The sequence below is a fragment of the Pseudomonas sp. H1_D04 genome (assembly GCF_054683855.1).
This window is the reverse complement of the sequence record NZ_CP162826.1, coordinates 2,768,691-2,784,179: the sequence shown is the minus strand read 5'-3', so window position 1 is coordinate 2,784,179 and position 15,489 is coordinate 2,768,691. Positions and strand designations below refer to the sequence as shown.

Below are 15,489 nucleotides of genomic sequence, written 5' to 3'. Positions count from 1 at the left end.
TTGTAACGTGAAGCTGCCCGGAGGGCTCCTCATGAGCTATGTGATCGACCGACGCCTCAATGGCAAGAACAAGAGCACGGTAAACCGCCAGCGTTTCCTGCGGCGTTACCGTGACCACATCAAAAAGGCCGTCGAAGAGGCCGTCAGCCGCCGCTCCATCACCGACATGGAGCATGGTGAGCAAATCAGCATTCCCGGACGGGATATCGACGAACCGGTCCTGCACCATGGCCGCGGCGGCAAACAGACCGTCGTGCACCCTGGTAACAAGGAGTTCACCACCGGCGAACATATCCAGCGACCTCAAGGCGGTGGTGGTGGCAAAGGTCCAGGCAAAGCCGGCAATTCTGGCGAAGGCATGGACGAGTTTGTGTTCCAGATTACCCAGGAGGAATTCCTCGAATTCATGTTCGAGGACTTGGAATTGCCCAACCTCGTCAAACGAAACCTGACCGGTACCGACACCTTCAAGACCGTGCGGGCAGGTATCAGTAACGAGGGCAACCCGTCACGGATCAATATCATCCGTACCCTGCGCTCGGCCCATGCACGGCGTATCGCCCTGTCGGGCAGCAGCCGCGCCAAATTGAAAGAGGCCAAGGAAGAGTTGGCGCGCTTGAAGCGCGAAGAACCGGATAACTTCGGCGATATCCAGGAAATCGAGGCGGAAATCGAGAAACTCAGTGCGCGCATCCATCGTGTGCCGTTCCTCGACACCTTCGACTTGAAATACAACCTGCTCGTCAAACAACCGAACCCCAGTTCCAAGGCGGTGATGTTTTGCCTGATGGACGTTTCCGGCTCCATGACCCAGGCCACCAAGGACATCGCCAAACGGTTCTTCATCCTGCTCTACCTGTTCCTGAAGCGAAACTACGACAAGATCGACGTAGTGTTCATCCGCCATCACACCAGCGCCCGGGAAGTCGACGAAGAAGAGTTCTTCTACTCGCGGGAAACCGGCGGCACCATCGTGTCCAGCGCCCTGAAGCTGATGCAGGAGATCATGGCCGAGCGCTACCCGGCCAACGAATGGAATATCTACGCCGCTCAAGCCTCTGACGGCGACAACTGGAATGATGATTCGCCCATCTGCCGCGACATCCTGATCAACCAGATCATGCCGTTCGTGCAGTACTACACTTACGTTGAAATTACCCCCCGTGAGCACCAGGCCCTGTGGTTCGAATATGAGCGCATCGGCGAAGCTTTTGCCGACACGTTCGCCCAGCAGCAACTGGTCTCGGCCGGCGATATCTATCCGGTCTTCCGTGAACTCTTCCAGCGCAGGTTAGTGACATGACCGCCAAAAAAGAGACTAAGCGCCAACCCATTTCCACCGGCTCCGAGTGGACCTTTGAGCTGATCCAAGCCTATGACAAGGAAATCAGTCGGATCGCGGCGGGTTATGCTCTGGACACATACCCCAACCAGATCGAAGTGATCACCGCTGAGCAGATGATGGATGCCTACGCGTCTGTCGGTATGCCGCTGGGTTATCACCATTGGTCCTACGGTAAACACTTCCTCAGCACCGAGAAGTCCTACACCCGTGGCCAGATGGGGCTGGCCTACGAGATTGTGATTAACTCCGACCCATGCATCGCCTACTTAATGGAAGAAAACACCATCTGCATGCAGGCATTGGTGGTGGCCCACGCTTGCTATGGGCATAACAGCTTTTTCAAAGGCAACTACCTGTTCCGCACCTGGACCGATGCGAGTTCGATCATCGATTACCTGGTGTTCGCCAAGCAGTACATCATGCAGTGTGAGGAGCGCCACGGGATCGACGCAGTGGAGGACTTGCTCGACTCTTGTCATGCCCTGATGAACTACGGGGTCGACCGATACAAGCGCCCGTACCCGATTTCCGCCGAGGAAGAACGCCTGCGTCAGAAGGAGCGTGAAGAGCACCTGCAGAAGCAAATCAACGACCTGTGGCGCACTATTCCTAAACGCGCCGACAAAAACAGCGACAAGGACAATGCGCGCTTCCCCGCCGAACCTCAGGAAAACATCCTATATTTCCTGGAAAAACACGCCCCACTGCTGGAACCATGGCAACGGGAAATCGTGCGCATCGTGCGCAAGATCGCCCAGTACTTTTATCCACAGCGCCAAACCCAAGTGATGAACGAAGGCTGGGCGACGTTCTGGCACTACACGCTTATGAACGACCTGTACGACGAGGGCTTGGTCACCGACGGCTTCATGATGGAGTTCCTCACCTCCCACACCAGTGTGGTATTTCAGCCTGGCTTCGACAGCCCGTATTACAGCGGCATCAACCCTTACGCTCTGGGTTTTGCCATGTACCGCGACATCCGGCGCATGTGCGAACACCCGACCGAAGAGGACCGCCGCTGGTTTCCGGAAATCGCCGGCAGCGACTGGCTGTCCACCATCAAGTTCGCCATGAGCAGCTTCAAGGACGAGAGTTTTATCCTGCAGTACCTGTCACCCCAGGTGATACGCGACCTCAAGCTGTTCAGCATCCTCGATGACGATCTCAAGGACGATTTGGTGGTGCCGGCCATCCACGATGAGCCCGGCTACCGCATCATCCGTGAAACCTTGGCCGCGCAGTACAACCTGGGCAACCGGGAGCCCAACGTACAGATCTACAGCATCGACGTCCGCGGCGACCGCTCGCTGACCTTGCGTCACCAGCAACATGACCGCAAACCCCTGGGCGAATCCACCGAGGAAGTACTCAAGCACTTACACCGGTTGTGGGGCTTCGACATCCATCTGGAAACACTGCAAGGCGATCAGGTGATGAAAACTCACCATGTACCACCGCGCAGTGATCACAACGATAACGACTATGGTCGCCTGGACATGGCCGTCGTTCACCTCTGAAACAGCAAAGCCTCCATTGGTCAGGCACAGGCGGTATCCTGTGCCGCTAATGGAGGCTTTTTCATGAAAATCTACAAAGTCGGCGGCGCCGTGCGTGACCGCCTGCTGGGCATCAAGGTCACTGATATCGACCGCGTCGTTGTCGGTGCGACCACCGAGGAGATGCTAGCGAAGGGCTTCAAGCCGGTAGGCGCTGACTTCCCGGTGTTCCTGGACCCGAAGAACGGCGACGAATATGCTTTGGCCCGCACTGAGCGCAAGAGCGGCCGGGGCTATGGCGGTTTTGTCTTTCACGCCAGCCCCGAGGTCACGCTGGAAGAAGACCTGATCCGTCGCGACCTGACCATCAACGCAATGGCTGAAGACGATGACGGCAACCTGACCGACCCCTACAACGGCCAGCGTGACCTCGAAGCCCGCGTTCTGCGCCATGTTTCCCCCGCTTTCGCCGAAGATCCCCTGCGAGTTCTGCGCGTCGCACGTTTTGCCGCTCGCTATGCACATCTTGGTTTTACAGTGGCACCGCAGACTCTGGAACTGATGCGTCAACTCAGCGAATCAGGCGAATTGGAAGCCCTGACGCCGGAGCGCAGCTGGAAGGAAATCTCCCGAGCACTGATGGAAGATCAGCCTCAGGTGTTTATTCAGGTCCTGCGCGACTGCGACGCACTGAAAACCTTGATGCCGGAAGTAAATGCACTCTTCGGCGTCCCCCAACCCGAGGCCCACCACCCCGAGATAGACACTGGCGTGCATACCTTGAGCGTGCTGGAGCAGGCCGCCTTGCACAAACAGCCACTGACCGTGCGCTGGGCCTGCCTGCTGCATGACCTGGGCAAAGGTCTAACGCCTGTGGATAAGTTGCCGCAGCATATCGCCCATGAGCATCGGGGCTTGAAGCTGATCAAGGCAGTCAATGAACGTTTCAAAGTGCAAAGGGATTGCCAGGAGCTGGCGCTGCTGGTGGGTCAATATCACACCCACGGCCATCGAGCGCTGGAGCTGAAAGCCTCGACGCTGCTGGAGTTACTGCAAAGTTTTGACGTATATCGCCGACCGCAGCGCTTTGAGGAGTTTGTGGTCGCCTGTGAAATGGATGCCCGGGGCCGCAAGGGCTTCGAGCAACGCAGTTATCCACAGGCAGATTATTTGCGCGGTGCGGCGCAGACAGCACGCGAGGTGGCGGTGGCGCCATTGGTGGAGAAGGGTTTCAAAGGCCCTGAGCTGGGCGAAGCCTTGAAGCGCGAACGGCTCAAGGCGTTGCAGGCCTACAAGGAACAACGCGCCCTATCGAATTAGAAGCGCATTCGGCGTCAGGTGCTGGCCCTGCCACTCAAAGGCGACAGGCGCCAGCAACTGATCGATCTGCGCATCCCGCCACAGAGCAGCCATCGTTTTACCCACCTCAGGATGCACGCGGTCCGGTGCCATCAACGACAGCGGCCACAAAACAAAGGCGTTTTTCAGGATTTCCGCACGGGGCAGGATCAAACCGTCGAAATCCCCCACCAACTCGCCGTACAGCAGCACATCGATGTCCAATGGCAGGCCTTTGCGGTCCGGCGCGTAGCGGCCGTTTTCAGCTTCGATGGTCTTAAGACGGCGGTCCAATTCTGTCAACGACAGGTCGGTATAGGCCGACACCACCAGATTGAAGAACGGCCCGCTTTTGATGCCCACCGGCTGGCTTTCAAACACCGCCGAGCAGCGCATATCCGTCAGAAAGCTCGCTAACGCGTCGAGCCCGGCGCACAGATGGAGCTCGCGCTCGATATTGCTACCGAGGCCAAGGTAAACCTGAGTTAGCGACATCCGCGCTCAATCTCCACGCCCACACCTTTGGCGGCCGGTACTGCGCCGGGCTTGGTCAGCTTGAGGTGCAGCCAGGGAATCTGGAACTCACTCATCAACACTTGGGCCAAGCGCTCAGCAAAGGTTTCCACCAGTTGGTACTGGGACTGTTCGGCAAACGCCTGGATACGCGCCGAAACGCTGGCGTAATCCAGCGCCAAGGTCAAGTCGTCACCTGCGGCGGCCGGGCGGTTATCCCACGCAAAGCTCAGGTCCAGACGCAGGCATTGGCGGATCCCGCGCTCCCAGTCGTAGGCCCCGATCACGGTGTCGACTTCCAGGCCTTCGATAAACACTCTGTCCAAGCTCTTCTCCGCAGCACGACAAGGGCGCGATGCCCCGTTAGAATCAGGGCGTCCTCGCCCGGAATAGTTAGCATGTTTTGGTCACTGGCGATTCTCGCCTACCTGCTCGGCTCGCTGTCCTTCGCCATTTTGCTCAGCCGCCTGACGGGAAACCCCGACCCGCGAATGAGTGGTTCCGGCAATGCTGGCGCCACCAACATGTTGCGCCTGGCGGGCAAGAAGCTCGCCGTGCTGACGCTGCTGGGCGATCTGTGCAAGGGCTTGTTGCCCGTGCTGATCGCCAGCACCGCCGGCCTTACCCTGCAACAGCAGGCCTGGGTGGGCGTGTGCGCCGTCCTGGGCCATCTGTTTCCACTGTACTTCCGATTTCGCGGCGGCAAAGGTGTCGCCACGGCGGCCGGTATGCTGCTGGGGATCTACCCACCGGCGGCACTACTGGCCGTGCTTGCCTGGCTGCTGACGTTCTACCTAACCCGAACCAGCTCACTGGCGGCGCTGATCGCCACGCCGCTCACCCTGCCATTGCTGGCCTGGCAGGAACCGGCGGCGCTGCTGCCGATGAGCGTGCTGACATTGCTGATCGTCTGGCGCCATCGGGGCAATTTACGCGACCTGTTTGCCGGGCGCGAACGGCATTTTTAAATCCCCCAGATGAGCCTGGCTCACGTCGCGCCCAAATAACGGCCTACAACGGCGGCAGCTGCTCCATCGGCCAACGTGCCTGCACGCTGATCGCCAGGCTTTCGTGCTGCCCCGCCAGCAGACGCTGGCAACCGGCATAGGCGATCATGGCGCCATTGTCGGTGCAAAACTCAGGGCGGGCGTAGAACACATCCCCCTTCATATCACCGAGCATTTTTTCCAATGAACTGCGCAGCGCCTTGTTTGCGCTGACGCCGCCAGCAATCACCAGACGCTTCATGCCAGCCTGTTTCAGAGCACGCTTGCACTTGATGGTCAAAGTCTCCACCACGGCCTGCTGGAACGCCAGAGCGATGTCGCAACGGGCTTGATCACTGTCGTCCCCGGCGCTGACGCTGTGCTGCCAGGTATTCAGTGCGGAGGTTTTCAACCCGCTGAAGCTGAACATCAAACCGGGGCGATCGCACATCGGACGCGGGAATGTGTAGCGACCAGCAACGCCCTTTTCGGCGAGACGGGCGATTTCCGGTCCGCCGGGGTAATTGAGGCCCATCATCTTCGCAGTCTTGTCGAAAGCTTCGCCGGCGGCGTCGTCCAGCGACTCGCCCAAAAGCGTGTATTGACCGATTCCGTCAACCTGAACCAGCTGCGTATGCCCCCCCGAAACCAACAAAGCGACGAACGGGAACTGCGGCGGGTTTTCTTCCAGCATCGGCGCCAGTAAATGGCCTTCCATATGGTGCACACCCAGGGCTGGAATACCCCAGGCGAAAGCCAGCGCCTGTGCGCAAGAGGCCCCAACCAGAAGGGCTCCGACCAATCCAGGGCCCGCCGTGTAGGCAATCGCGTCGATCTCGGTCGGCACACAACCGGCCTCGTCCAGCACCTGGCGAATCAAGGGCAGCATGCGCTTGACGTGATCACGGCTGGCCAGCTCCGGCACCACGCCGCCATAAGCGCGGTGCAGGTCGATCTGACTGAACAGTGCATCGGCCAAAAGCCCGCGTTCACTGTCGTAAAGTGCGACACCGGTTTCGTCGCAGGAGGTTTCAAGTCCCAGTACTAGCATGGGTTTGCGCCTTGTAGAGGCTAAATTCGAAGGCGCGCATAATAGTCGCCACTCCCCCTCCCGACTAGCGGTTTTCGATCAGAGGCTTTGCATTCCGGTCAATGAGGGGTTAACATCCGCAACCCTTAAAAACCGACGACCTCAGCCGCGAATTTTTTGCGACGAGAACGTTGATCCCGGTAATGAAAGAAGGTAGCTCTGGATGCCAGCCGTCAAAGTTAAAGAGAACGAACCCTTCGACGTAGCTCTGCGTCGTTTCAAGCGCTCCTGCGAAAAAGCCGGTGTACTGGCCGAAGTTCGTAGCCGCGAATTTTACGAGAAGCCAACTTCTGAGCGTAAGCGTAAAGCAGCAGCCGCTGTTAAGCGTCACGCCAAGAAAGTTCAGCGCGAGCAGCGCCGCGCCGTTCGTCTGTACTAATACACAGACGTTCGTAGCAAGCTTCTGCCAAGCCCGGCCCTTCAGCCGGGCTATTGGCATTTGCAGATATCGCTTGATGCTTCATCGTCGAAGCCGCACATGCGACTGAGACAACTGCTTCACACGTCAGGACTGGCTCTTTTGCCAGCGGTGCACGTCTCTTCTGACGAGCCTAACAAGGCTACTGACGAGCACACTTATTCTGTAAACAGGCGATCAACGGTCGGCTGTGCCCATCGATGAGCTTCCGAGGCCGCTAGCGGCCAAGACCGGAGCCAGGGGCAACATTTCTTCGCCGAAGACTGATAGAAATTAACGTCAGTGAATGCTCGGCAGATACACTTCCATACAGCCCAAGCAGACGATTGATGGTCGAGCCACTCGACCCAAGCGCTTGAGCACTTCACGGGCCCTCATTTACACGCAGTGATGACGAGAACGCCATGGCCGGGCTAATTCCCCAGAGCTTTATTGACGACCTTCTGAACCGCACCGACATCGTCGATGTTGTCAGCTCGCGCGTGCAATTGAAGAAAGCCGGCAAGAATTACACCGCCTGCTGCCCGTTCCACAAAGAAAAAACCCCGTCGTTCAGCGTCAGCCCAGACAAGCAGTTCTATTACTGCTTTGGCTGCGGCGCAGGCGGTAACGCCCTCGGTTTCTTGATGGACCACGACAACCTGGACTTCCCCCAGGCAATCGAGGACCTGGCGAAAGCCGCCGGCATGGAAGTCCCCCGCGAAGAAAGTGGCCGCCCGCACAAACCACGGCAACCCACCGATTCGCCGCTATACCCGCTGCTCACTGCCGCCGCCGACTTTTACCGGCAGGCACTGAAGAGCCATCCTCAGCGCAAGGCGGCCGTCGATTACCTCAAGGGCCGCGGCCTTACCGGTGAAATCGCTCGCGACTTCGGTCTCGGCTTCGCGCCACCCGGCTGGGACAACCTGTACAAACATTTGAGCAGCGACACTCTGCAGCAAAAAGCCATGATCGACGCAGGCCTCTTGGTGGAAAATGCCGAGACCGGCAAGCGCTACGACCGCTTCCGCGACCGCGTGATGTTCCCTATCCGTGACAGCCGCGGCCGTATCATCGCCTTCGGTGGCCGCGTACTGGGCGACGACAAACCCAAGTACCTGAACTCCCCGGAAACCCCGGTATTCCACAAAGGCCAGGAACTCTACGGCCTGTTCGAGGCGCGCAAGAACAATCGCAACCTCGATGAAATCATCGTGGTTGAAGGCTATATGGACGTGATCGCCCTCGCCCAGCAAGGCTTGCGCAACGCCGTCGCCACCCTTGGCACCGCCACCAGCGAAGAACATCTGAAGCGCCTGTTTCGCGTCGTGCCCAGCGTGCTGTTCTGTTTCGACGGCGACCAGGCTGGCCGCAACGCCGCTTGGCGCGCACTCGAAGCAACGCTGTCGAGCCTGCAGGATGGGCGCCGCGCGCGCTTCCTGTTCTTGCCCGAGGGAGAAGACCCGGACACCCTGGTGCGCTCCGAGGGCACTGACGCATTCCGTGCACGCATCAACCAACATGCGCAGCCGCTGGCCGATTATTTCTTCCAGCAACTGACCGAGGAAGCCGATCCGCGCTCCCTTGAAGGCAAGGCCCATATGGCCACCCTCGCAGCGCCGCTGATCGACAAGGTGCCTGGCGCCAACCTGCGCACCCTGATGCGCCAACGCCTGCTGGAAATTACCGGACTAAGCGGCGAAGCCGTCAGTCAGCTGGTGCACAGTGCACCGCAGGATGCTCCGCCCGCCTACGACCCGGGCATGGATTACGACGCCATGCCGGACTATGCCGACTTCCAGCCGCAGGAGGCCTATGCGCCCCAGCAGGAATGGACGCCGAAGAAGCCCGGTGCCGGCGGCAAGAAATGGGACAAGAAACCGTGGAGCAAGAACGGCAAGCGTGGCGATCGCGATGAGGCCTACGCCCCACGCACGCCAGTTGCCGTAGAAGCGCCCACGCTGATTGCCCTGCGCACGCTCATTCACCACCCGCAACTGGCGGGCAAGGTCGAAAGTGCCGACCATTTTGCCAATGCGAGCAATACCTACGCTCAGGTGCTGATCGCGCTGATCGAAGCCGTGCAGAAAAATCCTAAGCTAAACTCAATTCAGCTGATGGCACGCTGGCACGGCACAGAACAAGGGCGCTTGTTGAAAGCACTTGCGGAAAAGGAGTGGCTAATTGACGGCGATAACCTTGAACAACAGTTTTTAGACACCATTACTAGGTTATCTGCGGGTCAGCATACGCAAACCCTCGATGAACTCATCAAGAGAGCAAGACAGCCAGGATTATCGGCTGAAGAGCAAATTCAGATAGCAAAACAGATGCGCGACCTCTTAAAACAGAATGTTTCCGCATCAAACCCGACCTCAGCTGGCGTGTGAGGTCATAGCTCGGGTATAATCCTCGGCTTGTTTTTTGCCCGCCAAGACCTTCAGTGGATAGGGTGTTATGTCCGGAAAAGCGCAACAGCAGTCTCGTATCAAAGAGTTGATCACCCTTGGTCGTGAGCAGAAGTATCTGACTTACGCAGAGGTCAACGACCACCTGCCTGAGGATATTTCAGATCCTGAGCAGGTGGAAGACATCATCCGCATGATTAATGACATGGGGATCCCCGTACACGAGAGTGCTCCGGATGCGGACGCCCTTATGTTGGCCGACGCCGATACCGACGAGGCAGCCGCTGAAGAAGCCGCTGCTGCGTTGGCCGCGGTGGAGACCGACATCGGTCGCACGACTGACCCTGTGCGCATGTATATGCGTGAAATGGGTACCGTCGAGTTGCTGACACGCGAAGGCGAGATCGAAATCGCCAAGCGTATCGAAGAGGGCATCCGTGAAGTGATGGGCGCAATCGCGCACTTCCCTGGCACGGTTGACCACATTCTCTCCGAGTACACTCGCGTCACCACCGAAGGTGGCCGCCTGTCCGACGTCCTGAGCGGTTATATCGACCCGGACGACGGTATTGCGCCGCCTGCTGCCGAAGTACCGCCGCCTGTCGATGCGAAAGCCGCGAAAGCGGACGACGACTCCGAAGACGACGAGGCTGAAGCCAGCACCGACGACGAAGAAGAAGTCGAAAGCGGTCCAGACCCGATCATCGCCGCCCAGCGTTTCGGTGCGGTTTCCGATCAAATGGAAGTCACCCGCAAGGCCCTGAAAAAGCACGGTCGCTCCAACAAGCTGGCAATTGCCGAGCTGCTGGCGCTGGCTGAGCTGTTCATGCCAATCAAGCTGGTTCCGAAGCAATTCGAAGGCCTGGTTGAACGCGTTCGCAGCGCCCTTGAGCGTCTGCGCGCACAAGAGCGTGCGATTATGCAGCTCTGTGTTCGTGATGCTCGCATGCCGCGTACTGACTTCCTGCGCCAGTTCCCGGGCAACGAAGTTGACGAAAGCTGGAGCGACGCTCTGGCCAAAGGCAAGGCGAAGTATGCTGAAGCCATTGGTCGCCTGCAGCCGGATATCATCCGCTGCCAGCAGAAGCTGACTGCACTTGAGACCGAAACCGGTCTGACGATTGCCGAGATCAAGGACATCAACCGTCGCATGTCGATCGGTGAGGCTAAAGCCCGCCGCGCGAAGAAAGAGATGGTAGAAGCGAACTTGCGTCTGGTGATCTCCATCGCCAAGAAGTACACCAACCGTGGCCTGCAATTCCTCGATCTGATCCAGGAAGGCAACATCGGCTTGATGAAGGCTGTGGACAAGTTCGAATACCGTCGCGGCTACAAGTTCTCGACTTATGCCACCTGGTGGATCCGTCAAGCGATCACTCGCTCGATCGCCGACCAGGCCCGCACCATTCGTATTCCGGTGCACATGATCGAGACGATCAACAAGCTCAACCGTATTTCCCGGCAGATGTTGCAGGAAATGGGTCGCGAACCGACCCCGGAAGAGCTGGGCGAACGCATGGAAATGCCTGAGGATAAAATCCGTAAGGTATTGAAGATCGCTAAAGAGCCGATCTCCATGGAAACCCCGATCGGTGATGACGAAGACTCCCACCTGGGTGACTTCATCGAAGACTCGACTATGCAGTCGCCAATCGATGTCGCCACAGTTGAGAGCTTGAAAGAAGCGACTCGCGACGTACTGTCCGGCCTCACTGCCCGTGAAGCCAAGGTACTGCGCATGCGTTTCGGCATCGACATGAATACCGACCACACCCTTGAGGAAGTCGGTAAGCAGTTTGACGTGACCCGTGAACGGATCCGTCAGATCGAAGCCAAGGCGCTGCGCAAGTTGCGCCACCCGACGCGAAGCGAGCATCTGCGCTCCTTCCTCGACGAGTGATACCAGAACCCCCGGCCCATGCCGGGGGTTTTGTTTTGCATAGATAAAATCCTGTACTGCCCCACTCCCCCCGCAATGCCCGTCTACACTCGACACATTCCCCCGTGCCATAACGAGACCGTTATGCCCAGATTGCCGACCGTGATACTGCTGTCGCTGCTGAACTGGACCGCAACGGCTGGCGCGTTGACTCTTACTGATGATGAGCGTGGCTGGCTGGCGGACCATCAGGAGCTGAGACTGGGAGTGGACCCCTCGTGGCCACCCTTCGAATACCGTGATGAAAATGGTCGATACCAAGGCTTGTCGGCGGATTATGTGCGTCTGATCCAGGATCGCCTGGGCGTCAGGGTCAAGATAATCGAGCCGCCGAGCTGGGGTGCCGTATTGGAGATGGCTCGAAGCAATCAGCTCGACCTTATCCCCAGCATCATGTCGACACCGGAGCGCCAGAATTATCTGGCCTTCACCCGGCCTTACATCGATTTTCCGATGGTGATTCTTGCCCACGAAGGCGGGGCACGGCCGCGTAATCTCAAGGACCTTTACGGATTGAAGGTTGCCGTGGTGGAAAACTACGCCCCTCACGAGTTGCTGCGCACCCACCATCCTGACCTCAACCTGGTCGCGATGCCCAACGTCAGCTCCACGCTGCAAGCCTTGGCGACCGGCGAAGTCGATACCGTGGTCAGCGACCTGGCGTCCAGCGTCTGGAGCCTGCGCGAACTAAAACTCGATGGTCTATACGTCAGCGGCGATACCCCTTACCGCTATCAATTGGCGATGGGAGTGCCACGGGACGACAAAATACTGGTGGGCATCCTGGATAAAGTCCTGGCCGACCTCAGCCCCGATGAAACCAATGCCATCCAACAGCACTGGGTAGGCAACTTCACGGATAACCGCACGTTCTGGCGCGACCTGCTGATGTACGGCCTGCCCGCCGTGCTGCTGCTAATCGCCGTATTGGCCGTCGTGATTCGGATCAATCGCCGGCTGAGTTCGGAAATTTCCCGCCGCGTCGCGCTTGAACAAGAATTGCGCAGCAGCGAGTACCACTATCGCGGCCTGGTAGAAAGCTTGTCCGCTATTGCCTGGGAAGCCAGCATCACCGATTTCACCTACAGTTACGTGTCGCCCCACGCCGAGGACCTGCTCGGTTACCCAAGAGCCCATTGGCTGATTCCGGGCTTCTGGCGCAACATCATTCACCCCGCCGACCTGATCCGCACCGAAGCCTATTGCTATCGCGAAACCCGCGCCAACCGCGACCACAGCATTGATTACCGAGTGATCACCGCCGACGGCCGCTGTTTGTGGGTACGCGATATTGTCAGCCTGATCGAACACGGCCATGAGCCGGTGCTGCGCGGCTTGATGATTGATATCAGCGAGGCCAAGCGCACCGAGGAGGCGCTGCAGCTGTCCGAGCAGAAGTTTGCCTCGGTCTTCCAGCAATGCCCGGACATCCTGGTGATCGCGCGGCTTTCCGATGGCTGTCTGCTGGAGGTCAACAAAGCGTTCGAAGATCAAATCGGCCTGACCGCCGAGGAAGTGATCGGCAGAACCGGCACGGAACTGGAGATATGGGGCATCCCGGGCATCGGTCCGGAGTTGTTGCAACGCGTCCAGACAACCAGTATTCGCAACCTTGAAATGCCGTTTTTGCGCAGTAACGGCCAAGCCTTCACCGGGCTTATCTCCGCGGAGCCCTTCCAGCTCGACGCGATTGAAGCCATCGTGGTGGTGGTGCGCGATATCACCCAACTCAAGGAAACCCAGCAACTGCTGCAAACCTCCGAAGAGAAGTTCGCCAAAGCCTTCCATGCTTCGCCCGACGGCTTGCTGCTGAGCCGCCAATGCGACGGCCTGCTGATTGAAGTCAACGAAGGTTTCAGCCGCCTGACCGGTTACACCAGCGCCACCTCTCTCGACCAATCAACCCTGGAACTGGGCATCTGGGTCGATCTCAACGAACGCAAACACATGCTGGAACTGATGCAGCGAGATGGCTTTGTGCGTGATTTCATCTGCCACATACGCCGTAGCGACGGTGAAATTCGGATGTGTGAAGTGTCCAGTCGCCCGCTGCCGATCGCCGGGGAAGACTGCATGCTGACCATCGCCCGCGACATCACCGAACGTCAATTGATGCAGGAAAAACTGCAACAGGCCGCGACGGTATTCGAGAGTACCGCCGAAGGCGTGTTGATCACCGACACCCGGCAGAACATCAGCGCCGTCAACCGCGCCTTCAGCGAAATCACTGGCTACAGCGAAGCCGAAGCCCTCGGCCAAACACCCCGCCTCCTCGCCTCAGGCCTGCATGACAGCGCGTTTTACGCCGCGATGTGGCACCAATTGACGGCCCAAGGTCATTGGCAGGGCGAGATTTCCAACCGTCGAAAGAACGGCGAACTGTACCCCAGTTGGCTGACCATCAGCGCCGTGCGCAACCGGGATCAATTGATCACTCACTTTGTGGCGGTGTTTGCAGACATATCCAGCCTCAAACTGGCCCAGGCGCGCCTCGATTATCAGGCGCACCACGATCCACTGACCGGGCTGCCCAACCGCACTCTATTTGAAAACCGGTTGCAGGCAGCCCTCAACGGCCATCAAGAGACCGGCAAACAGGGCGCGGTGTTGTTCCTCGACCTGGACCGCTTCAAACACATCAACGACAGCCTCGGCCACCCGATCGGCGATCTGCTGCTCAAAGACATTGCCGTGCGCCTCAAGGACCAACTGCGAGACATCGATACCGTAGCGCGCCTGGGCGGCGATGAATTCATAATCCTGCTACCCGGCCTGCAACACGCCAATGACGCCGAGCAATTGGCCAACAAGTTACTGACCTGCTTCACCCCGCCATTCCAGGCTGGCGAGCACGAGTTCTTCATCAGCGCCAGCATCGGCACCAGCCTTTACCCGCAGGACGGTACGGATGTCGCCACCTTGGTCAAGAATGCCGACGCTGCGATGTATCGATCCAAAGCCAAGGGACGTAACCGGGTCGAAAGCTACACCCGCGACCTGACGGCTCAGGCCAACGAGCGTGTGGCACTGGAGCATGAACTGCGGCGAGCCATCGAACGTAAAGAGCTGAGCCTGTATTACCAGCCGAAACTGAGCCTGGTAACACAAGAACTGATCGGTGCCGAAGCCCTGATCCGCTGGCATCACCCCACCTTTGGCGACGTACCGCCAGAACACTTTATTGCCCTGGCCGAAGAGAACGGCACGATCCTGCAAATTGGCGATTGGGTCTTGGAACAGGCCTGCCGACAACTGCACGCGTGGCAGGGCACCTACGAAGATTTCGGCCCGCTGTCGGTCAACCTCGCCGGTGCGCAGCTACGCCATCCCGGCTTGCTGAGTCGAATAGAACAACTGTTGCGCGACTACCACCTCGACCCAGGTCACCTGCAACTGGAGATCACTGAAAATTTCATCATGAGCCAGGCCGAAGAAGCACTTGAGGTGCTGCACCAACTCAAACAACTGGGCGTGCAGCTGGCAATTGATGACTTCGGCACTGGCTACTCGTCCCTCAGCTACCTCAAACGGCTACCGCTGGATTTCCTGAAGATCGACCAATCCTTCGTCCGCGGCCTGCCGGACGACCCCCACGACGCCGCCATCGTGCGCGCTATCATCGCCCTGGGCCACAGCATGCAATTCACCATCATCGCCGAAGGCGTCGAGAACCCCGCGCAGCAAGCCTTCCTGGCCGCTGAGGGCTGCGAACAGATGCAAGGCTACATCGTCAGCTTGCCACTGCCGCCGGAGCTTTTTGTCGCTACCTTCCTTCGTATGAGCATTGAGGATTTTTCGGATAGCACACAGAAGAAACCATCGTTATAATCCGCGACCTGTTAAGGGCCTATAGCTCAGTTGGTCAGAGCAGAGGACTCATAATCCTTTGGTCCACGGTTCAAGTCCGTGTGGGCCCACCACACTCAAAGCCGCGCATTGCGCGGCTTTCGTGTTTCTGGATGGACCACCAC

Annotated in this window: 11 protein-coding genes and 1 tRNA gene; 9 read left to right on the top strand and 3 right to left on the bottom strand. The window is 58.5% G+C overall.

The features are described from left to right. Window positions 1-31: 31 nt before the first annotated feature. The 3 genes from AB4N82_RS12765 (at window position 32) to AB4N82_RS12755 (ending at window position 4,164) form a co-directional block, all read left to right on the top strand. Window positions 32-1,303, top strand: a complete 1,272-nt coding sequence (locus AB4N82_RS12765) for a YeaH/YhbH family protein (protein WP_016977872.1) — start codon at window positions 32-34, stop codon at window positions 1,301-1,303. After that, window positions 1,300-2,865, top strand: coding sequence for a SpoVR family protein (locus tag AB4N82_RS12760; RefSeq protein ID WP_032883861.1), 1,566 nt, complete (start codon window positions 1,300-1,302; stop codon window positions 2,863-2,865). Before AB4N82_RS12765 ends, AB4N82_RS12760 begins: the two co-directional genes overlap by 4 nt. A 63-nt stretch (window positions 2,866-2,928) precedes the next feature. After that, window positions 2,929-4,164, top strand: a complete 1,236-nt coding sequence (locus AB4N82_RS12755; RefSeq protein WP_032883863.1) for a multifunctional CCA addition/repair protein — start codon at window positions 2,929-2,931, stop codon at window positions 4,162-4,164. Here AB4N82_RS12755 and folK read toward each other — a convergent pair. Beyond that, entirely contained in the window at window positions 4,153-4,677 is a 525-nt protein-coding gene (gene folK, locus AB4N82_RS12750; RefSeq protein WP_032883865.1) for a 2-amino-4-hydroxy-6-hydroxymethyldihydropteridine diphosphokinase, read from the bottom strand. The two genes, AB4N82_RS12755 and folK, sit on opposite strands and share 12 nt — an antisense overlap. Next, window positions 4,668-5,021, bottom strand: a complete 354-nt coding sequence (gene folB / locus AB4N82_RS12745) for a dihydroneopterin aldolase (RefSeq protein ID WP_032883867.1) — start codon at window positions 5,019-5,021, stop codon at window positions 4,668-4,670. Before folB ends, folK begins: the two co-directional genes overlap by 10 nt. A gap of 72 nt (window positions 5,022-5,093) precedes the next feature. Here folB and plsY point away from each other — a divergent pair, with 72 nt between their 5' ends. Beyond that, window positions 5,094-5,663 carry a glycerol-3-phosphate 1-O-acyltransferase PlsY gene (plsY, locus tag AB4N82_RS12740; protein ID WP_032883869.1) on the top strand — a complete coding sequence of 190 codons (570 nt, stop codon included), beginning with the start codon at window positions 5,094-5,096 and terminating at the stop codon, window positions 5,661-5,663. Between the two features lie 43 nt (window positions 5,664-5,706). Here plsY and tsaD read toward each other — a convergent pair whose 3' ends face one another. Further along, the gene (tsaD, locus tag AB4N82_RS12735; RefSeq protein ID WP_095185046.1) at window positions 5,707-6,732 is read right to left on the bottom strand and encodes a tRNA (adenosine(37)-N6)-threonylcarbamoyltransferase complex transferase subunit TsaD; all 1,026 of its coding nucleotides are present in this window, start codon (window positions 6,730-6,732) and stop codon (window positions 5,707-5,709) included. 202 nt (window positions 6,733-6,934) lie between these two features. Between tsaD and rpsU the strand changes: the two genes are divergently transcribed. From rpsU to AB4N82_RS12710, 5 genes are all read left to right on the top strand, one after another. Continuing rightward, window positions 6,935-7,150 (top strand): 30S ribosomal protein S21, encoded by a 216-nt coding sequence (gene rpsU / locus AB4N82_RS12730; protein ID WP_002551877.1) that lies wholly within the window; start codon window positions 6,935-6,937, stop codon window positions 7,148-7,150. Window positions 7,151-7,593: 443 nt separating this feature from the next. Beyond that, window positions 7,594-9,561: a DNA primase gene (gene dnaG / locus AB4N82_RS12725; protein WP_032883872.1), complete on the top strand. Its 1,968-nt coding sequence runs from the start codon at window positions 7,594-7,596 to the stop codon at window positions 9,559-9,561. A 67-nt stretch (window positions 9,562-9,628) separates the two neighbouring features. Beyond that, window positions 9,629-11,479 (top strand): RNA polymerase sigma factor RpoD, encoded by a 1,851-nt coding sequence (rpoD, locus tag AB4N82_RS12720; protein ID WP_095185047.1) that lies wholly within the window; start codon window positions 9,629-9,631, stop codon window positions 11,477-11,479. Between the two features lie 123 nt (window positions 11,480-11,602). Then, the gene (locus AB4N82_RS12715) at window positions 11,603-15,346 is read left to right on the top strand and encodes a bifunctional diguanylate cyclase/phosphodiesterase (protein WP_122763577.1); all 3,744 of its coding nucleotides are present in this window, start codon (window positions 11,603-11,605) and stop codon (window positions 15,344-15,346) included. Window positions 15,347-15,361: 15 nt separating this feature from the next. After that, a tRNA-Ile gene (locus AB4N82_RS12710) sits at window positions 15,362-15,438 on the top strand. The last annotated feature ends 51 nt before the right edge of the window (window positions 15,439-15,489 follow it).

Bases quoted from the DNA above. Each gene is read 5' to 3' on its own strand.
- AB4N82_RS12765 (WP_016977872.1), top strand. From the start codon at position 32: ATGAGCTATGTGATCGACCGACGCCTCAATGGCAAGAACAAGAGCACG.
- AB4N82_RS12760 (WP_032883861.1), top strand. From the start codon at position 1,300: ATGACCGCCAAAAAAGAGACTAAGCGCCAACCCATTTCCACCGGCTCC.
- AB4N82_RS12755 (WP_032883863.1), top strand. From the start codon at position 2,929: ATGAAAATCTACAAAGTCGGCGGCGCCGTGCGTGACCGCCTGCTGGGC.
- folK (WP_032883865.1), bottom strand. From the start codon at position 4,677: ATGTCGCTAACTCAGGTTTACCTTGGCCTCGGTAGCAATATCGAGCGC.
- plsY (WP_032883869.1), top strand. From the start codon at position 5,094: ATGTTTTGGTCACTGGCGATTCTCGCCTACCTGCTCGGCTCGCTGTCC.
- tsaD (WP_095185046.1), bottom strand. From the start codon at position 6,732: ATGCTAGTACTGGGACTTGAAACCTCCTGCGACGAAACCGGTGTCGCA.
- rpsU (WP_002551877.1), top strand. From the start codon at position 6,935: ATGCCAGCCGTCAAAGTTAAAGAGAACGAACCCTTCGACGTAGCTCTG.
- dnaG (WP_032883872.1), top strand. From the start codon at position 7,594: ATGGCCGGGCTAATTCCCCAGAGCTTTATTGACGACCTTCTGAACCGC.
- rpoD (WP_095185047.1), top strand. From the start codon at position 9,629: ATGTCCGGAAAAGCGCAACAGCAGTCTCGTATCAAAGAGTTGATCACC.
- AB4N82_RS12715 (WP_122763577.1), top strand. From the start codon at position 11,603: ATGCCCAGATTGCCGACCGTGATACTGCTGTCGCTGCTGAACTGGACC.